18 protein-coding genes and 1 riboswitch are annotated in these 19,487 nt (G+C 52.2%); of the genes, 5 read left to right on the top strand and 13 right to left on the bottom strand.

Features of this window, described 5'->3' with window-relative positions; translation table 11 throughout:
* Positions 1 to 42 precede the first annotated feature (42 nt).
* From EVJ32_RS03760 to EVJ32_RS03755, 3 genes are all read right to left on the bottom strand, one after another.
* On the bottom strand, positions 43 to 1,602 hold the full coding sequence (locus EVJ32_RS03760) for a heavy metal translocating P-type ATPase (RefSeq protein WP_236639475.1): 1,560 nt from the start codon (positions 1,600 to 1,602) through the stop codon (positions 43 to 45).
* Positions 1,603 to 1,614: 12 nt separating this feature from the next.
* Positions 1,615 to 2,079 (bottom strand): cation transporter, encoded by a 465-nt coding sequence (locus tag EVJ32_RS16345; RefSeq protein WP_236639474.1) that lies wholly within the window; start codon positions 2,077 to 2,079, stop codon positions 1,615 to 1,617.
* A gap of 108 nt (positions 2,080 to 2,187) precedes the next feature.
* The gene (locus tag EVJ32_RS03755; RefSeq protein WP_131456748.1) at positions 2,188 to 2,553 is read right to left on the bottom strand and encodes an ArsR/SmtB family transcription factor; all 366 of its coding nucleotides are present in this window, start codon (positions 2,551 to 2,553) and stop codon (positions 2,188 to 2,190) included.
* Positions 2,554 to 2,698: 145 nt separating this feature from the next.
* On the opposite strand from EVJ32_RS03755, the gene yhfH reads away from it, so the two are divergent.
* Positions 2,699 to 2,860, top strand: a complete 162-nt coding sequence (yhfH, locus tag EVJ32_RS03750) for a protein YhfH (protein WP_131456746.1) — start codon at positions 2,699 to 2,701, stop codon at positions 2,858 to 2,860.
* A gap of 29 nt (positions 2,861 to 2,889) precedes the next feature.
* Here the strand turns inward: yhfH and EVJ32_RS03745 are convergent, their stop codons facing one another.
* The 3 genes from EVJ32_RS03745 to EVJ32_RS03735 form a co-directional block, all read right to left on the bottom strand.
* A complete protein-coding gene (locus tag EVJ32_RS03745; protein WP_131456744.1) occupies positions 2,890 to 3,237 on the bottom strand; it encodes a fluoride efflux transporter FluC in 348 nt (115 codons plus the stop codon).
* On the bottom strand, positions 3,237 to 3,641 hold the full coding sequence (crcB, locus tag EVJ32_RS03740) for a fluoride efflux transporter CrcB (protein WP_131456742.1): 405 nt from the start codon (positions 3,639 to 3,641) through the stop codon (positions 3,237 to 3,239). The genes EVJ32_RS03745 and crcB overlap by 1 nt, the downstream gene beginning before the upstream one ends.
* 92 nt (positions 3,642 to 3,733) lie before the next feature.
* Positions 3,734 to 4,936, bottom strand: coding sequence for an ornithine--oxo-acid transaminase (locus EVJ32_RS03735; protein WP_131456740.1), 1,203 nt, complete (start codon positions 4,934 to 4,936; stop codon positions 3,734 to 3,736).
* Positions 4,937 to 5,093: 157 nt separating this feature from the next.
* Between EVJ32_RS03735 and EVJ32_RS03730 the strand changes: the two genes are divergently transcribed.
* A complete protein-coding gene (locus EVJ32_RS03730) occupies positions 5,094 to 7,136 on the top strand; it encodes an EAL domain-containing protein (protein ID WP_236635557.1) in 2,043 nt (680 codons plus the stop codon).
* A gap of 42 nt (positions 7,137 to 7,178) precedes the next feature.
* Here the strand turns inward: EVJ32_RS03730 and EVJ32_RS03725 are convergent, their stop codons facing one another.
* Complete coding sequence (locus EVJ32_RS03725; protein WP_131456736.1) at positions 7,179 to 8,582, bottom strand: basic amino acid/polyamine antiporter; 1,404 nt, start codon at positions 8,580 to 8,582, stop codon at positions 7,179 to 7,181.
* Between the two features lie 223 nt (positions 8,583 to 8,805).
* Between EVJ32_RS03725 and EVJ32_RS03720 the strand changes: the two genes are divergently transcribed.
* Entirely contained in the window at positions 8,806 to 10,434 is a 1,629-nt protein-coding gene (locus EVJ32_RS03720) for a peptide ABC transporter substrate-binding protein (protein ID WP_070328843.1), read from the top strand.
* Between the two features lie 110 nt (positions 10,435 to 10,544).
* Here EVJ32_RS03720 and EVJ32_RS03715 read toward each other — a convergent pair whose 3' ends face one another.
* The 3 genes from EVJ32_RS03715 to ade all read right to left on the bottom strand — a co-directional run bounded on the left by EVJ32_RS03715 (position 10,545) and on the right by ade (position 14,595).
* A complete protein-coding gene (locus EVJ32_RS03715) occupies positions 10,545 to 12,137 on the bottom strand; it encodes a Na+/H+ antiporter NhaC family protein (RefSeq protein ID WP_131456734.1) in 1,593 nt (530 codons plus the stop codon).
* A 113-nt stretch (positions 12,138 to 12,250) separates the two neighbouring features.
* Positions 12,251 to 12,426, bottom strand: a riboswitch (Lysine riboswitch).
* Between the two features lie 69 nt (positions 12,427 to 12,495).
* A complete protein-coding gene (locus EVJ32_RS03710) occupies positions 12,496 to 12,768 on the bottom strand; it encodes a hypothetical protein (protein ID WP_070328841.1) in 273 nt (90 codons plus the stop codon).
* 117 nt (positions 12,769 to 12,885) lie between these two features.
* Complete coding sequence (gene ade / locus EVJ32_RS03705; RefSeq protein ID WP_131456733.1) at positions 12,886 to 14,595, bottom strand: adenine deaminase; 1,710 nt, start codon at positions 14,593 to 14,595, stop codon at positions 12,886 to 12,888.
* 119 nt (positions 14,596 to 14,714) lie between these two features.
* Here ade and EVJ32_RS03700 point away from each other — a divergent pair, with 119 nt between their 5' ends.
* Positions 14,715 to 15,251 (top strand): gamma carbonic anhydrase family protein, encoded by a 537-nt coding sequence (locus EVJ32_RS03700; protein WP_131456731.1) that lies wholly within the window; start codon positions 14,715 to 14,717, stop codon positions 15,249 to 15,251.
* 428 nt (positions 15,252 to 15,679) lie between these two features.
* On the opposite strand, the gene EVJ32_RS03690 is transcribed toward EVJ32_RS03700, so the two are convergent.
* The gene (locus EVJ32_RS03690; protein ID WP_131456727.1) at positions 15,680 to 16,228 is read right to left on the bottom strand and encodes a nitroreductase family protein; all 549 of its coding nucleotides are present in this window, start codon (positions 16,226 to 16,228) and stop codon (positions 15,680 to 15,682) included.
* Between the two features lie 186 nt (positions 16,229 to 16,414).
* Between EVJ32_RS03690 and EVJ32_RS03685 the strand changes: the two genes are divergently transcribed.
* Positions 16,415 to 17,029: a hypothetical protein gene (locus EVJ32_RS03685; RefSeq protein ID WP_131456725.1), complete on the top strand. Its 615-nt coding sequence runs from the start codon at positions 16,415 to 16,417 to the stop codon at positions 17,027 to 17,029.
* Positions 17,030 to 17,128: 99 nt separating this feature from the next.
* Here the strand turns inward: EVJ32_RS03685 and lysA are convergent, their stop codons facing one another.
* Together lysA and alr are read right to left on the bottom strand one after the other, a co-directional pair.
* The gene (lysA, locus tag EVJ32_RS03680; RefSeq protein WP_236639473.1) at positions 17,129 to 18,421 is read right to left on the bottom strand and encodes a diaminopimelate decarboxylase; all 1,293 of its coding nucleotides are present in this window, start codon (positions 18,419 to 18,421) and stop codon (positions 17,129 to 17,131) included.
* Complete coding sequence (alr, locus tag EVJ32_RS03675; protein WP_131456723.1) at positions 18,391 to 19,479, bottom strand: alanine racemase; 1,089 nt, start codon at positions 19,477 to 19,479, stop codon at positions 18,391 to 18,393. The genes lysA and alr overlap by 31 nt, the downstream gene beginning before the upstream one ends.
* Between the last annotated feature and the right edge of the window lie 8 nt (positions 19,480 to 19,487).

The following is a 19,487-nucleotide window of genomic DNA, read 5'->3' as shown; positions in this document are numbered from 1 at the left end:
GTCTCAAGCATTCACCAAACTTCAAGCTCGCTTGAAGTTTTTTTAGTTGGAACGGATCAAGCGAGTCGCGTTGCCGATGGCAAGCAACGCGACGCCGACGTCTGCGAACACAGCTTCCCACATCGATGCGAGTCCGAGCACGCCGAGCAGGAGGAACAGCGCCTTCATCCCGAATGCGAGGACAATATTTTGCCACACGATCCGCTTCGTCCGCTGACTTAGCTCAATCGCCGCAACGACATCGCTCGGTGCGTCATTCATGAGCACGAGGTCTGCCGCCGTCACTGCGGCATCGCTCCCGATTCCACCCATGACGAGTCCGACGTCCGCACGGGCTAGCGCTGCCGCATCGTTCAAACCGTCGCCTACGAACGCGACTTTCCCTCGCGCGGCCAACTTCTCCACTTCCTCGACTTTCTGATGGGGAAGTAACTCACTTTTCACTTCATCGATTCCGATTTTCAAACCGACCGACGTCGCAACTTCATCCCGGTCCCCTGTCAACATGACCGTGTGGTAGCCGAGACGTTTTAGCGCGGCAACGGCTGCTGCGGCATCCTCTTTCACCGTATCCATCAGTTCAATCCGCCCGAGCCAGCGGTCATTTCTCATGACGTGGACGCTTGTGCCCATTTGTTCATCTTGAATCGAATGTCCTAACTTCCTCATGAAACGGGCACTTCCGACATAGATTGTATCCGTGCTATCTGTCGCTGTCAGACCGTAGCCCGGGTCTTCGGTAATATTCGCAAACGCGGTCGTCTTGCTCGCCTTCGCGACGATTGCTTTTGCCAGCGGATGTGTCGATGCCATCTCAACACGGGCAGCGAGCGTTAACAACTCCGCTTCCGTCACGTCTCCGCTCGTCGTCACGTCCGTCACTTCAAAGCGACCGGTCGTGAGCGTTCCCGTCTTGTCAAAGATGACCGTCTTCACTTCGGCGAGCACGTCTAAATACTCGCCGCCTTTGACCAAAACCCCTCGTTTAGAACCAGCCCCGATCCCGCCGAAATAACCTAACGGAATTGAAATGACGAGTGCGCATGGGCAACTGATGACGAGGAAAATTAAGGCGCGATACACCCACTCCTCTAAATTCCCAACGAAAAGAGGTGGGATGAACGCAACGATTGCTGCTAAAACGACGACAATCGGCGTATACACTCTGGCTAAGCGTGTGATCATCTGCTCTGTCTTCGCTTTGTTCGAGCTTGCCTGTTCGACAAGCGCAATCATCTTTTGCAAGCTCGACTCCGTCGCTGATCGTTTGACGCGCACTTCAAGCCGCCCTTCTAAATTGACCATTCCGGCGAGCACTTCATCGTGCGGTCCGACTTGACGGGGAACCGATTCGCCCGTCAATGATGCCGTATCGAGTGAACTCGATCCGATCACGACGCTCCCGTCCATCGGAACTTGTTCGCCGGCACGGACGATGATGACCGAGCCAATTGCCACATCTTCGGGACGCCGTTCGAACTCACCGTCGGGACCGAGCACACGTGCCATCGTCGGTTTCATATTCAATAATGACTGGATCGACCGACGCGACGCATGGACGGCGCGTCTTTGGAAGTATTCACCGAGTTGATAAAATAGCATGACGGCGACCGCTTACGGATATTCTCGAATTGCGAACGCTCCAATCGTCGCAATCGTCATTAAAAACTTCTCATCGAACCATTCGCGATGCCATACGTTTCGTGCTGCCGCATAGACGACATCATAGCCGGCGACCGCATAAGCAACCACATATAACGGCAGTGATTCAGTCAAGAGAGCGAGCACAAGCAGGCTGAGGGCGATACCAAAGCGCCACAACAAATGGTTAGGTGCTTGCTCGATTTGATCAGTTTTCACGAAATGCGCACCCGGTTCAATCCGCCCCATCGTCTCTTCAATTGAACGGAGCCCTGTTTCACGCTCGGCCGGATCAATCCATTCGATGATCATCCGGCTCGTCGCAAAGTCGATTTGACAGGATGCGACACCGGTCTGCTCCGAGACGCTTTTCTCGATCTTCGCCGCACAATTTGTACAAGTTATACCTTCGACTGGTAAGACGTCACGTGATTCCATCGCTCATCCTCCTACTTCATTCAAACGTTTATTTGAATATATCGTAACGCTGATTGGAAGAGAACACAATAAAAAAAGTGTCTACTGTGTTGTCGCAGTAGACACTTCTCAAAGACCTGATTGCTGTTCGGCACTATGCGCCATCGCGATTTCGACGAGAAGGCGAACGTGCTCGTCATCTAATGAGTAATAAACAACTTTCCCATCTTTACGATATTTTACGAGCCCTTGATCGAGGAGCGTCCGTAAATGATGCGACGCGGTCGCGGTCGAGTGTCCGATCACGGCGGCGATGTCACAGACACATAATTCTTGCTCGAGCGTCAGGACGTACAGCACTTTCAGTCTCGTCGGATCAGCGAACGCCTTAAACAACCGACTGACTCGGTTCGCATCCAATCGCACAAGTGCCTGTTGCAATACAGCCACGTCTTCACTTTGGATGGCGATTGTTTCGCATTGTGGTGCCTTCATCCGTGTCACCTCATTTCGTATAATTTCATTTTAGCAAATCCAAACAGAAAAATCTGTTATAGATTATAATTGACTTAAACACAACTGTTATAATACAATGAATACAACTTAACAAACGCACGCATACTTAAAGGAGGCGCTTTATATGAATGAATGGGCAAGCCGACTCGAATCGTCAGTCGAATTTTATCGGAAATTACCAGATAAGACGTGTCAAGAATGCGGACAACATATGGATGAGCAGTGTGAGTCTTATGAAAGCACATGCGCATCATGTGCTGAAAAGCTTCAACTCGCTGAACAATAAACAATCCCTCGGAGTTTCCGAGGGATTGTTTATTGTTCAAATTGGTAGCCGAGGTAGGCGGCAATTAAACCGAAGACATACGTCGCGAATAAGTATAAACCAAAGCGAAGCCAATCTTTCGTCACGAACCGCATCACTTCGAGTTTGAACGTCGAGAACGTCGTGAACGAACCGAGGAAGCCGACGCCGATTCCGAGTCCCACCATCGAAGGTACAGGGGCCGCATACAAATATCCGAGCCAAAACGATCCGGTCACGTTCACGAACAAAGTCGCCCAAGGAAAGACCGACGTCGTCCATACTTTAACGAGCTGACCAATCCCGAAGCGGGCCATCGCCCCGAAAAAGGCACCGATCATCACTGTCACAATAGTCATCACGCCTCCCCATTTCGCTTCACAAAACGCCGTAATCGTCTTCTTCCTAGCTTATAGCCTAACCACGAGCTGAACAGGCCGAGGACGATGCTCAGTGTCACATAGGTGAGCGCTCCGATCAGGTTCCCTGACTCAATCATCACAATCGTCTCGACACTGAACGTCGAGAACGTCGTGAACGAACCGATAAACCCTGTACCGAGCGCCGTAATGACCATCGGTGAGAGCCGTCCAGTTTGAAACAAGTAATGGGTGAGCCAACCGAGTAGAAAACTGCCGATCAAGTTGACGGTGAGCGTCCCTAGCGGAAATGTACCTGTAAACAACGTATGCATCCCTATACCGACCCCATACCTTGCTAGCGCTCCAAGCGCTCCTGCTAAACCAACGTAAACGTAGAGCACGACCGTTCCTCCTTACGAAAAGACACCTGCCGCGAAAACATCGCCCGGCAGGTGTCTGCATTTCTTCTCAAATTATAACAAGCCCTCTTGCATTATGAAATAGGAGTCGGTGCGAATACAGCCTCGATCGCCGTGAACGCCTCATCGAGTTCTTCTTTCGTGATGACAAGCGGTGGCGCGAGTCGAATGACCGTCTCGTGCGTCTCCTTGCAGAGCAAGCCCCGCTCTTTAAGCGCCTCACAATAAGGACGAGCCGCTTCCGTCAACTCGATCCCGATGAATAGACCGCGGCCCCGGACTTCTTTAATGCGTGGGTTGTCGATTGACTTTAAACGGTCCATAAAGTACGTCCCGAGTTCGAGCGAACGCTCCGGAAGCTGTTCTTCTTCAAGCACCTCGAGCGCAGCGATCGATACCGCCGCCGCGAGCGGGTTCCCCCCGAACGTCGACCCGTGCGACCCTGGATTGAACACTTGGAGGACGCTTTCGTTAGCAGCCACACACGATACCGGGAAGACACCGCCACCGAGTGCTTTTCCGAGGATATACATATCGGGATCGACGCCTTCCCACTCGATCGCGAACCATTTTCCAGAGCGGCCAAGACCTGACTGAATCTCGTCTGCGATGAACAACACGTTGTTCGCCTTACACAGTTCAGAAGCCCGCTTCAAGTAACCCGCCGGCGGGATGATGATACCCGCTTCCCCTTGAATCGGTTCAACGATGAACGCTGCCGTGTTCTCCGTGATCGCCGCCTCGAACGCGTCGATGTCTCCGTACGGCACGACTTTGAAGCCTGGGAGGAGCGGTCCGAAACCGCGCTGATAGTCCGCTTCTGTCGACATCGACACAGCCGCCATCGTCCGTCCATGGAAGTTGCCGGTGCAGACGATAATCTCGGCTTGCCCCGGAATTTGTTTGACCTCATAGGCCCAGCGCCGTGATGCCTTGACCGCGGTCTCGACCGCTTCGGCACCGGTGTTCATCGGTAACACCATTTCTTTATTTGTAAGCGCTGCCACTTTTTTGTAGAAGCGACCTAGCTGATCATTGTAGAAAGCACGTGACGTCAACGTGATCTTGTCGGCCTGATCTTTTAACGCTTGAATGATTTTCGGATGACAATGCCCCTGGTTGAGAGCCGAATACGCACTCAACATATCCATGTAACGATTTCCTTCCGGGTCCGTCACCCAAATCCCCTTCGCCTCCGAGATGACGATTGGAAGCGGATGATAATTGTGCGCCCCGAACTTCTCTGTCAATTCAATCACTTCTTGTGTTTTTGACATTTGATTTCCCCCTTATGAAAAAAACTACCTTACTCCTTCAGTATATGATGACTGTCTTTCTTTTGACAACGACGAGCTTGCCCGTTCCTTGAGTTGGGAAAATAAGGTACACTGAACGTATAGTACGACTTATTTGATGCAGATTGGAGGAATTTGTATGGCTTCATTGCGTGATTTGCCGATTGATACGTTCATCGATGCCCTATCGATCCCATGCTGTTACATCGATTTTGACGGCACCGTCCTCCTTTGGAACGAACAAGCAGAGACGCTGTTCGGTTGGGAGCGTGACGAGTTACTACACCACGCACTACCCGTCGTCCAACATTTAGAACAGGCGCTTGAAACGTGGTCACCATTGCTCCTTCAATATCCATTCTCAACGACGGCGTTGACGGCGTTTAAACATAAAAACGGCTCGGTCGTCTATGCGACCGCTTACTTACAAACTTTTTCAATCAACGACATCAACGGCTATTTTTTAGCCTTCCTACCGAAAGGCTTCGGTCCGCTCATCAGCAGCGAGCAGTTCAACCTGCTCCACCACTTCCAAGCGATGATCGAGCATTCGACTTATTATTTGGCAGCCAACGCTCGTGGCGAGATCACCGAGATCAATCCGCTGTTGTGCGACTTGATCGGGGCACCTGACCAACAATTCATCGGTCGTAACTGGTTCGAGCTCATTCACCCCTCTTTTGAAGATGATCCGCTTGCGGGTGTGGTACGTCAAGCGCTCACGACCGATCAAATTTGGAACGGCGAGATGCCGATTCGGTCGCAACGACATGTGACAAACATCTGCTGGCTCAACTTGACGATTGTACCGATTTTAAGTGAAGACGGCGAAATCGCCCAGTACACGGCGTTTGGTTTCGACGTGTCTGATAAGAAACGTCTCGAACAAGAAGTGAACTACCTCGCCTATCACAACGATTTGACCGGGCTGTTAAATAAAAAAGGGCTCTTGCGCCAATATGCGCACTCACTTACTGACGTGAAAGAACATAACGGGTTGTTGCACGTCGCCCTCTTCGATATCGATCGGTTCAAAATTATTAACGAGTCGTTCGGTTCACGCGTCGGCAATGAACTGTTGCTCCAAATTAAAGACCGGGCTGAACGCTTCCTGCCCCAGTCGAGTGTCATGTTCCATCCTTCGGGCGGCTTGTACGGCATTCTTTTCTTTGAACAATCAAAAGAAGAAGTGTTCCAGCTGCTTCGTCAACTGCAACACGAACTGCAACGACCGTTCCGGATTTACCACCATTCGATCATGTTATCGATCTCGATCGGTTGCGTGTTCTACCCGTCGGCCACTAATTCGTTGGACGAGCTGTACACCCGGGCCGAGAGCGCTTTGTTCAAAGGCAAGCGCATCGGTGTCGGGACGATCCAATTCGTCACGAAAGACATGGACGATGCGTTCTCAAGACAAATCCATATCGAAAAAGCGCTGTACCAAGCGCTCGAAGAAAAACATTTTTATCTCGAATACCAACCGAAGTTCGACTTGAAAACGGATAAGCTGATTGGATTTGAGGCGTTACTGCGCTGGCATCACGACCAACTCGGGCAAATCCCGCCTTCGGAGTTCATCCCGCTCGCTGAAGAGATGGCGCTGATCGTCCCGATCAACAACTGGGTCATTCTTGAGGCCACCAAGCAACTGAAAGTGTGGCAACCGCTCGTCAATCATCCTCTATCGATGGCGGTCAATATTTCGCCGAACCAGTTCCGCAGCGAGAGTTTCATCAACACGCTCCGAAACATCAAGCAACAACTCGACTTGAACCCGTCCGACGTCATCCTCGAGATCACGGAAAGTCTCGTCATGCAACAGACGGAGGAAACCATCGCTCGGATGAATCAAATCAAACGGCTCGATTACCGCCTGTCGATCGACGACTTTGGAACCGGCTTCTCGTCGCTTCAATACTTGAAATCGTTCCCGGTCGACGAGCTGAAGATCGACAAAGTGTTCCTCGACGACTGGTTGACGTCGAAGTCTCACTTACTCGACGTCATCGTCCATCTCGGTAAGAGTTTGAACCTTCACGTCGTCGCCGAAGGCGTCGAAGACCAAATCATGCTCGACCATTTAAAAGAGACCGATTGCGACTCGTTCCAAGGATTTTTATACGCCAAACCAATGCCACCCGACCAAGTCGTCCGGTTGCTCACGAATAACGAGACATAAAGAAGCACCGGTCGTCATCTCGACGACCGGTGCTTCTTTTGATTAGAGGCTAATGGCAGCCGTCCATAGTCCGTACACACCATAAGTCGCCGCGAGGATGATGACAGTCGCAATCGCATACTGAATCCCGCTTAGGAACTTCCGTCCTTGCTCCCGTTCTGCGAGCATGAAAACGAAGATTCCCGGCGCATACAAAATCATTGCGATGAGCATGTATTCAATCCCGGATGCGTAGAGTAACCATGCCGCGTAGAGCGAGGCGACACTCGAAACGAGGACCATTTTCCGAACACCAGTCCGCCGTGCCTCTTTCCAGCCGAACAAGGCCGAGAATAAGTAAGGCACGAGCGCGGCGATACCGGCGATGCTCGAGAGCACCAAGTACGTCTGTTCCGAGAACAAGGCGATGACCGTGACTGCTTGCGTGAACGCTTGCGTGATGAACAAGGCGCTCACCGGCGTATCATTTCGATTGAGCCGATTGAACAATTTCGGGAACACACCGTCCCGGCTCGCCACGTAGGAGATCTCCGTCGCCAATATCGTCCACCCGAGCAACGCCCCAGCGAGCGACACGAGCAGACCGATATTGATGATCGTCGCACCGACCGGACCGACGACCGCTTCGAGCACGTACGCCATCGACGGTTCCGGGAGCGCCGTAAGTTGTTCTTGCGTCATGACGCCGAAGGAGAAGATTGAAATCATCATGTAAATCAACAGCGTCCCGATGAGGCCGATCACCGTCGCCCGCCCGACATCGCGCTTATTGCGCGCCCGCGACGATAAGACGACCGCGCCTTCAATGCCGACAAACGCCCAAAGCGTCACGAGCATCGTCGATTTCACTTGGGGAAACACGTGCGACCAACTGAACCCGGACTCTCCCCAAACATTGATTTGGAACGTCTCAATCTGGAACGCAAACAAAATGAGCACGATGAACAAGAAGATCGGGACGAGCTTCGCGATCGTCGTGACGATGTTCAAGAGCGCCGCCTCCTTCATCCCTCGAGAGATGAGCCAGAACAGCCCCCAGATGAAGAACGCGCTCATCACTAACCGGAACAATCGATGCTCTGCTGAAAAAATCGGGAAAAAGTAACTGAGCGTGCTAAAGATCAGCGTGATGTTCGCTACCGTCCCAATCCAAGCGGACATCCAATAACCCCAGCCGCTATTGAAGCCGACGAACTTCCCGAACCCTTCTTTGGCGTAGGCATAAATCCCACCCTCAAGTTCAGGACGTGAATCCGCCAAAAATTGGAATACGAACGCCAGCATAATCATACCGACCCCTGTGATGGTCCAGCCGATCATCACTGATCCGACCCCGGCACCTTGGGCCATCGCGCCTGGTAAGTTAAAAGCTCCTCCGCCAATCATCGTCCCGACGACCATGGCAGCGAGCCCGAAAAAGCCGATACCGGCTGATTGTGACTTCATTCAAAGACCTCCAAAATAATTAGCTGTAAACGAATAACTATGCGTAAATAATGTATAATCATCCGATGATTTTCTCATTCTACTGAATAAAGGAACGTTTAGATAGGTGTTTCAGTAATGTTTATATTTTCGAATAATTTAAAAAATTTCATTGCGCATTCATTCTGTTTGTAGTTTAATTGCAATATATTCGAAACAATCAGAATTTTCGGGAGGTTAGACAATGCGGAATAAAAAATGGTTAGCTTTATCGGGTGTCGCTTTGCTTGCCACAGCAGCATGTGGCGGTGGAGAAGAGGCAACAGATTCGTCTGATGGGTCGTCATCAAGTGACGCGAAAAAAGAAGTCACGCTCGTTTCGGCAACTGATTTGCCACAGCTTGACCCGACGCTCACGACCGACTCGACATCGATCATCGTGACAAACAACGTCTTCGAGGGACTGTATCGTCTCGATGAGAACAACCAACCGGTACCAGGTATTGCTGAGGACGTCGAGATTTCGGAAGACGGTCTTACATACACATTTAAATTACGTGACGCCAACTGGTCAGACGGCTCACCTGTCACAGCTGAAGACTTTGTCTACTCGTGGAAACGCGCCCTCAATCCCGAAACAGGTGCAGAGTACGCATACATCCTTCAAGACTTGAAGAATGCCAACAAAATCCTCGGCGGCGAAGCTGAACTCGATTCACTCGGTGCGAAAGCAGTCGATGAGAAGACGCTTGAAGTTCAATTGGAAGCACCGGCTCCATACTTCCTCGGGTTGACAGGATTCCCGACGTACATGCCGCAAAAACAAGAGTTTGTCGAAGAACAAGGCGAGTCGTTCGCGACGGCCGTCGATAAAACGCTCTACAACGGCCCTTACGTACTTGATAGCTGGCAAGACAACGAAGGTTGGGTTTATAAAAAGAACCCGGATTACTGGGACGCTGAAAACGTCAAGATGGACACGATTAACGTCAAAGTCGTCAAAGAAGTCGCGACCGGTGTCAACTTGTTCGAATCAGGTGAAGTCGACTATACACTCTTGTCTTCTGAATTCGTTCCACAATTCCAAGAAGCAGAAGAGTTTAAAACACGTGCTGACGCACGGATCAACTTCCTTCGTTTCAACCAAAAGAATGAAGCACTCCAAAACGTGAATATTCGTGAAGCGTTGGCGAAAGGTTTCGACAAGCAAGGCGTAACCGACGTCATCTTGACAGACGGTTCACAGCCGGCCAACTTCATCGTCGCTAAGGACTTCACGTTCACGGAAGACGGCGCGGACTTCCGCGAGAAGTATCCTGATCTTCAAAGCTACAACGTCGACGAAGCGAAAGCTGCCTGGGATAAAGGACTTGCCGAGCTCGGCGTCGAGACGATCGAACTCGAGTTCCTCTCGCGTGATGAAGAAGCGTTCAAGAAAGTCAACGAGTACATCAAAGGTGAACTCGAGAAGAACTTGCCTGGACTCACACTCAACATCAAACAACAGCCGTTCAAAAACTTCCTCGAGCTTGAAGGTGCAGGCGACTATGATATCTCTGCTGCCGGCTGGGGCCCTGACTATCAGGATCCAATGACGTACCTCGACATGTGGATCACAGACGGTCCGTTCAACCGGATGGCGTACTCGAACGATGAGTACGATCAGTTGATCCAAAGCGCGAAGAAAGAAGCTGATCAAATGAAGCGTTGGGAGACGATGCAAGAAGCTGAACGCATCCTGCTCGAAGACGACTTCGCGATCGCACCGATCTACCAAAAAGGTGAAGCTTACCTCGAGCGCTCAAACATTCAAAACATGTACCGCCATCCGTTCGGAGCTGACGCTAGCTTCAAGTGGTTGGACGTTAACTAAAAAACAAATCCTGTCGCATAGCGGCAGGATTTGTTTTTACATTCCATACAAAAAAGATGTGTGTCACATGATTCGTGACACACATCTTTTCGGATTGTCAGACGAGCTGTTTACGCTTCACGCTCAGCACGCATTTCTGACGGCACTTGGCCGCGCTTCGAGATGACTTGAGCGACGACCAGCGCGACGACGAACGTCGCGAACGCCGCGAAGAATCCAATCCACATCGAGCTTGTGATCCCTAGTACCAAGTAACCGACCGCCGACACTCCTGCCGCGATCAACGCGTACGGGAGTTGTGTCAACACGTGGTCGATGTGGTGCGACCCGGCACCCGTCGAACTGAGGATCGTCGTATCCGAGATCGGTGAACAGTGGTCACCGAACACGGCACCTGCGAGCACAGCGGCAAGTGTTGGGAGCAACAGCTCTGGGTCGACTGCCATGATCAAATCAGCACCGATTGGTAGCATGAGACCGAACGTCCCCCAGCTCGTACCTGTCGAGAACGCCATGAGACCGGCGATCGCGAACAAGATGAGCGGCAAGTATGACGCCGCGATCGTATCCGTGACGAAGCTTGCCAAGTAATCACCGGTTTTCATGTCACCGATGACGGCGATGATCGTCCAAGCGAACAGCAAGATGAGCACGGCTGGCCACATGGCCCGGATACCGGCCCACGCTGCATGACCGTAGTCCACAGCCGGAATGTTGCGACCAATCAGGAGCAAGAACGCCACGATTAAACTGATGACCGCTCCGGCAACGAGCGAACGCGTCACGTCCGTCGATTCAAACGCACCGAGCAGCGAGAAGCTTTGACCGTCGGCAGCGAGCGCTTGACCACCTGTATAAAGCATGGCCGAGACGGTCGCGATGATCAAGACGATGATCGGGACGATCAAGTCGCGGACTTTCCCACCATCATGTTCTTTAATGTCTTCACTCATCCCCATCGGCGCACCTTTCGACACGTCGTAGAGCTCGCCTTTAAGCGCACGTAGCTCGTGCGTTCGCATCGGTCCGATGGCAAGCCCTGTGAAAGCGACGTACCCAGTCAACATGAGTGCGAAGATGGCATAGAAGTTCATCGGGATGATTTGAATGAACGCCGAGAACGACGAGTAGCTATCAATCGAATACTTCGCGAGAATACCAGCGATGATGGCGATGATGTAGGCTCCCCAGCTCGAAAGTGGGCTGATGACACAGACTGGAGCGGCCGTCGAGTCGATCGTATACGCGAGTTTAGCGCGCGATACTTTCTTCCGGTCCGTCAGCGGTCGGCTAATGTTCCCGACAGCGAGACTGTTGAAATAGTCGTCGATGAAAATCAAGATTCCAAGACCGAACGAGACGAGGCGCGCGCCGCGCGCCGTTTTGACGTTAGAAGCCGCCCATTCACCGAACGCGCGAGCACCGCCCGATGTTTGAATGATTGACGATAAAACACCAAGCAAGAGCAAGAACGCGATCAAGAGCACGTTCCATTCGTTTATGGCCCCATCCGCCCAGAACAAGGCGATGACGTTCGACCATAAGTACTGAATCGATTCAAGCGGATTGAAGCTATGAAGGAGCAAGACCCCTGCGATGATCCCGACACCGAGTGACGGAATAACTTTCCTTGTTGTGATCGCCATAATGATGGCGAGTAGTGCCGGCACTAACGAAAGCACCGATGTTGAATAATCTACCATGCTGATTTCCTCCTCTTCTGTTTGAGATGAGGCCCCCCAATGCTTAAAAAAACGCAAAGCGAGGGCATCGGCAACAAAGCCGACACCCTCGCTGGATGTTCCGTCTTTCTTAGCCGACTTGGAGCGCTCCATACGTAATATATGTATGGCAGTCCGACGAGTATTTCCCGTCAGCCCAGCATAAAGTCAGAGACATGACTTTACACTTCGGCGATTCTGCCTTTCTGTAGTCTTCACCGTTGTCATCCTCGGACTACTTACTCATCAGCATCGCACCTCTACCTCATCGATAGCACGAATATTCATTTAAAGTTACGTCTAAATTATCATAGGTTACAGTAACATATCAATAGTTTTTTTAGTCACGGACGATTTGTTTTAATACAGCGAGCGCGGCTTGGTCGTTTGACTCAACGGCTTTAAAGAAATCACTAAAGAAGTGATAAAGCACGAACCGTTCGGCATGCGATGACGTATGATCTTTGATCGTCAATAAAATAAGACGGCGCAACCGTCGCTTCGTCTGCGTCTCGCTAGGTAATTCTTCACACCGGTCCTTGAAGGCACGATACACAGAATTGATCAAATCCTCATGTTCATCATACGACCGGTTGTAAGCAACTTGTTCCATCTGTTATATCCCCCCTTTCAATTTGTACCGATGAAACTTGTTGTAACTATATCAACTTAAGCGCACGCATTCAAACGTTTCGGGTTGGTCTTTACGAAAATCATACGTTAGACCGAGTCAATTTCCGATAAATGAGAACGTTGTCACATCAAACAGTCCCATGTCCGTCAATTTCAAGTCGGGAATGACGGGGAGTGCCAGGAACGACATCGTCAAATACGGGTTGAAGTGACGATGAGCCCCGACGACGTCAAGTGCGTCGTTCAGCTGTTCGAGCACGTCTGCGACTTCATGATACGGACGCCTCGTCATGAGCCCTCCAATCTCGAGCGGCAAGACGGCAAGCACTTTCCCTTCCGAGACGGCGACGACACCGCCACCGACCTTCTCGAGCGTCTCTGCAGCAAGTAACATGTCTTCCGGGCTGACACCGGCAATGACAAGGTTATGGCTGTCGTGGGCGACCGTCGCTGCGAGCGCACCACGTTTGAGTCCAAAGCCCGTCACCGGTGCGAGCGCCATATGGCCCGTCCCGTGATGCCGCTCGATGACGGCGAGCGTCACGATGTCCTCGGTAAGATCAGCGCCCGATTCATCCGGGTTGAACACGTGGCGGACACGCTTCGTCAACAGGCTGTTCGGCAACACTTGAATCACGTCGACCGCTTCTTCCTTGATCGGCAGGCGGAACGAGTCAGTTGTCAGGTCCGGGAGTTTGAGCTCACCTTTCATCGGCTTCGGCACTTCAACCCCTTCGGCCTCGAACGTGGCTTTCCCCGCTCGCGCGACTGCCGTACCATCGACGTAGACGGTTTCGATGTTAACCGATTCGACGTCTGACAAGATAACAAAGTTCGCTTTTTTGCCCGGCGCGATCGCACCGACGTCTTTCAAGCCGTATGCTTCAGCCGCATGAAGGCTGGCGATGGCGTATGCCGTCTCCGGCTTGACGCCCTGACGGATTGCCATGCGGATGTTATAGTCGATACCACCTTCTGCCACGAGATCATCGAGGTGCTTGTCGTCCGTACAGAACAAGAAGCGGTGGGCATTACTTTCGGTGATGGCCCGACTCACTTTCTCGACGTTCCGCGCGACCGATCCTTCGCGAATCTGGACGTAAAAGCCACGACGGACCCGCTCGATCGCCTCTTCTGCCGTCGTGCATTCGTGGTCGGTCATGATGCCGGCTGTCCGGTACACGTTTAACTGATCAGGATTGAGGCCTGACGCGTGACCATCGACGACTTTCCCCGCGAGTTCCGTTTGCGCGATTTTTTGGAGCATGTCCTCGCTGCCGGCTTCGACCGATGGATAATCCATCACTTCCCCGAGACCGTGCACTCCAGGGTCCCCTAAAAATGGCGCAAGATCTTCGGCATACAGTTTGGCGCCCGCGTGTTCGAACGGCGTCGCCGGGACGCAGCTCGGTAGCATCATCCGGACGTCGAGCGGCAATCCGTTCGCATCGGCAAGCATATACTCGATCCCGAGCGCACCGTTGACGTTCGCGATCTCATGTGGGTCGGCGATGACCGTCGTCACACCGAGCGGCAGGACCGCTTTCGCAAACTCATGCGGAGGCACCATCGACGACTCGATGTGAACGTGTGAGTCGATGAATGACGGAGCGAGCGTCCAAGACGGGTCATGATATTCCGTCTCCCCTTCGTAACCTTCTCCGATGGCGACGATATAGCCCGAGTCGATGGCGACATCGGTGCGAATCGTCTCGCGGCTATAGACGTCGATGACCGCGACGTCCTTAAAGACGACCGCCGCTTTCTTTTTCTTGGCGGCAATGTCGATCAAATGTTGTTTTTCCATCTGTCTGTCTCCTTTTGCAACGTATTTTACCTATCTTATCAAGAATAATCTTTCGGACGCAATTTCTTTTTGTAGTTGTGCGACAATGGGAGCATATCTAGTTGAAAGGGGTTACACATATGCAATACAAATTAGGAGACCTGATCCCACATGTCGACGAGACGGTATTCGTCGCACCTGGCGCCCACGTCATCGGTGACGTCACGATCGGAGCCCATTCCGGTGTTTGGTTCAACACCGTCATCCGTGGAGACGAGGGCCCGATCCAGATTGGCGCTTATGTCAATATTCAAGACGGGTCGATGATCCATCAATACGAAGGATCACCGACAATCATCCATGACCGTGTCTCGATCGGCCATATGGCGATGATTCACGGTTGTGAGATCGAGGAAGGCTGTCTCATCGGGATGCATGCGACCGTGCTTGACGGTGCCAAAGTCGGGAAAGGCTCGTTCGTTGCCGCCGGTGCACTCGTCACCCCGAATATGCAAATTCCGGAAGGTGTCATGGTCATGGGCGTACCAGCCAAAGTCGTCCGTCCGCTCAATGACGAAGACCGCTTCATCATGGAACGGACCGTCAACAAGTATGCGAAGCGGGCCGAGCAGTACTTGACGACGTGTGAACCGTTAACACCGACACAAAGTTTGTGAAAGCGTTTACAAGATTCATAAATTGTTAACGATTACCCCGATTTTTCTTCATGTTTCCCTTGTATACTGAGGATGTAGTCAAGCCGACGTGTCGAAAGGGGCCAATTGTATGTATCCAAACCATGCACAACTCATGTTAGACCTGTACGCCTCGTCCATTAACCCAAGCTATTGCCTTCACATCGATGATTCGTTCGATGATACGCTAAAAGGTACACATCGAGAGGTTTGGGAACGGATGCAATTGGATAATGCTATAGAAGAAGAAACTCAAACTGGGGGAAAGTAATCACCATGATTCCGACGAATGTCATTCAAAACTGGCTTGCTGGCAAGCTCAAAAAATAAACTGAGACGTTTTTAAACGTCTCAGCCTATTTATACATCCAGCTCGAGTGCGGCCACGCCGCACTCGAGCTTTTTCATGTTCACTCAAAGATCGTCAAACACGCATCAAGCGACTGCCGCGCCTTCGTCGACGGGACGTCTTCAAATCGTCCGAGTTGGAGCAGACCGACGAACGTCTCCCCGTCCGCACCGATCATCTCCTGCAGGCGAGCGTCTTCGAAGATACCGCCCGTCCGCCAGACGAGCCCGATGTTTTGCTCGGCACAGAGCAAATGGAAGTTCTGGATGAACGTCGCCGTCGCGAGCAGTGCATCCTTTTGCCCTTTCTCCGTCTCAAACGGCTTCGTCGTTACGTACACACACGCCGCCGCGTTGCGGATCCGTCCGGTAATCTTCTCTCGCTTGGCCTCAGGACCGTCTTGAAACGCCGGTTCGAGCGCGTCTAACAACACGCCTTTCCCGTCACCGTTGAACAAATAAAGATTCCACGGCTCGACTTTGTTATGAAACGGCGCTTGGTGGGCCGAGGTGAGCAACTGATACAGCAATGCCGTATCAAGCGGTTCCTCTACAAACATCCGAATCGTCCGCCGCGACTCGATCAACTGTTGTCCGACTGTTTTCTCCATTAGAAATCACTTCCCCTGATGTAGTCTTTTTCATCATAAGTGAAAATGGTTCTCACGTGTAGCAATTTGACCGAAAATCATGGGAACTTGATAGCTCATCGTCCCGTATATAGAAATGACTAGATTGTTCTTTTGATTGAAACTTGTACTACGTTTGAAGACGATACAAATAAGGAGAGGATCACCGTGACCCCACGTTTCAAATCGTTTCTATTATGTACGCTCTCGCTCGTCATCTTTACAACAGCATGTCAATCCGCGACATCGTCACCTTTGACGATTGACATGAAGAGCGAAGAAGAACAACGCCAAGTCGTAGACAACTTCGCGTTCGACGATTATAAAGCACTGTTTGACGACGTCATCACCGAAGCAAACCAGTTCGACGTTGAGGAACCGCTTCGAAAGTGGGTGATTCGGACATTGTCCCAAGAGAAACTGTATTATGAAACCGACTTGACGAATGAACAAGTCATCACGCTCTCAACCGAAGCGATGAAACAAAGTATCGCATGGAAAACGGTCGCAAAAGAGAAGTACAACATTCACGTAACGGAAGAAGAGATTGACCGTTACATTCAACAAGGCCCGGATCGGAGTGATTTACCGAGTCATCTCGCCTACGCGAGCGCCCTCGGCTTGTCGCTGCACCAACTAAATCATCAGTTCGATCGAGACCTTTATGAAAAGAATACGATTTGGCTAAAGTTGAAACTTGAGTTGGAAAAGAAGTACCAGACAGACGACAACAACGAGCTCGTTGATCGATATGAAGCGGAAGTCAACGCACAACTAGATTAACCTGATAGATCGACTCGGTAAGGCCGCATCGGTCGTTCATACGAAAAGGGATTCAGTCGTTTTTATGACTGAACCCCTTTTCTTTATCTGCCTACAAAATTATGTCGATTGTCCAATCACTTCACACGCGACCAAGTCTTCAAGTGTCTGTCTGCGGACGACGAGACGATGTGTCCCGTCTTTCACGAAGACGACGGGCGGGCGGAGCATTTGGTTATAGTTGCTCGCCATCGAGAAGTTATAGGCGCCTGTCGCTTTAACGAGGAGAAGATCCCCGGCTTCAACCGGCGGGATGAGCGAACGGTTCGAGATGATGTCTCCCGACTCGCAGCATGCCCCGACGATCTTCGCTTCAAGCGTCTTCGCTTCATCCATCCGCGTCGCCGCAATGACGTCATATTCGGCATCATAGAGGGCAGGGCGGATGTTGTCTGTCATGCCGCCGTCGACCGAGACGTATGTGCGGACACCGCTCACGTCTTTGACCGTCCCGACTTCATACAGCGTCGCACCGGCGTTGGCGACGAGCCAACGTCCCGGCTCGATGCCGATTTTCGGGAGCCGTAGACCGAATCGCTCCACTTCTGAAACGAGCGTATCCATCACTTGCGTCATCGTAGCGGCAAAGTCGAGCGGGTCGTCCGTCTCGAGATAGGCGACGCCGAAGCCACCGCCGATGTTCAACACATCAGCCGTAAAGCCGGTCTCCCGACGAATCGTCTCGATGAAGTTGACCATCGTCTTGACCGTATTGATGAACAGCGTCGGTTCTTGAATCTGTGACCCGACGTGACAATGGATCCCTTTCAGATGAAGACGTTCCGCCGCGAGTGTTTCCCGGACCGCTTCGAGATACGTGTCGTCATGCGTCGGGAAACCGAACTTCGTATCGACCCCACCCGTCTGGATCGCCTCGTGGGCGCCTCCGACGACTTGCGGGACGATGCGGAGCAAGACGTCGACATCGACATCATGCTTTACGGCGAGACCCGAGAGCAGACCGATCTCACGCATGTTGTCGATCGTGAAATGGCTGATGCCGTTCTCGAGCGCGAACGAGATGTCTTGCACCGTCTTATTTGACCCGTGAACGTGAATCCGGTCAGCCGGGACACCAGCATGGAGCGCGACGAACATCTCACCGCGTGAGACGACGTCGATGCTCAAGCCCGCCGTCATGACTTTCTCATACACGGCCGCGATCGACATCGCCTTTGACGCATAGAGCGCGTACGTGTTCGGATACTTATCTAAAAATGCGCTCCGGACGAGCCCGAGCCGAACTTCAAGTTCTGGCTCGCTCATGATATAGAGCGGTGTCCCGTACGTCGCTTGAAGTTCTTGGACGGATACGCCCTCGATCATACAAACGGATTGGTTGCTGGTGTACATAAAATGCCTCCTTCAAAGCGATGCGGGACACGCCATGAGCGTGCGCATAGTTGTTCCGAGTTATTGGCGTGCCCGGTCCGGGTCACGTCATCGATCTTCGTCTCATTACCGTACAGCTCGACCCGGTCACCGATTTGAACCGTCTCGTCGACGCGGAGGAAGCTGTGGCTCATGAAAATATTGCTGACGAACGGGAACGCCCGTCCATTAATGTGGACCGGCAAATGCCGGCGGGCCCGCATCAAGCCATCGCCATATCCGACTGACAATACGGCGATCCGCTCTTTCGACGGTGCCGTGTAGCCCGTCCCGTAGCCGACGTGTGCGCCGGCCTCGATGTCGTGCACGGCAACGACTTTCGTCTCCCAATAAAACGCCGGGACGAGCCAATCGACCGCCTCGACCGATGAGTAGCCGTAGAGAAAGATTCCGACCCGGACGTGCGTGCAGTGCCCGAGACGCGGATCGGCTTGAAGCGTCGCCGCGCTGTTGGCGGCATGGACGACTTCAAACGAATGCCGTTCGATCAGCCGCGTCGACCAGTCGGCAAACCGTTCGACATGGACACTGTGCTCGATTTCGGCGTTATCGGCGTCGGCGAGCGGAAAGTGTGTGCACAAACCGACGAGGTCGAGCTTTTCATCTTGGCAGAACGCTAAGATGGCAAGCGCTTCTTCGAACGTCTTCGCGCCAAACCGGTTCATGCCGACATCGAGCTTCAAATGAAGACGGACGCCGTCGAGCTCATGGCGTTGTGAGACGAGCCAATCGTACGAACCGATGGCGACGTCTAAACCGTCGCGATGCACGGCCGACCACTCGTAAACGGGGTTCATGACGAGGACGTTCGCCTCGGGTGCATGCACCCGGACCTCGCTCCCCTCGTCGAGCGTCGTCACCATGAAGTGACGCACCCCTTCTGCGTACAATGTCGTCACAACTGGCTCCATCCCTAAGTTATAGGCGTTGTTTTTCACGACGGCAAACACCGGTCGGCCGAGTGCCTCGATCCGACGTTTGTTCTCGCGAATCGCGTTTAAGTCAATTGTGACTCCCATACACATTG

Origin of the sequence: Exiguobacterium sp. SH5S4, from assembly GCF_004337045.1 — a bacterium.
Taxonomy (GTDB): domain Bacteria; phylum Bacillota; class Bacilli; order Exiguobacteriales; family Exiguobacteriaceae; genus Exiguobacterium; species Exiguobacterium aurantiacum_A.
Note: the sequence above shows the minus strand (reverse complement) of the source record. Positions and strands in the feature narration are given on the sequence as shown.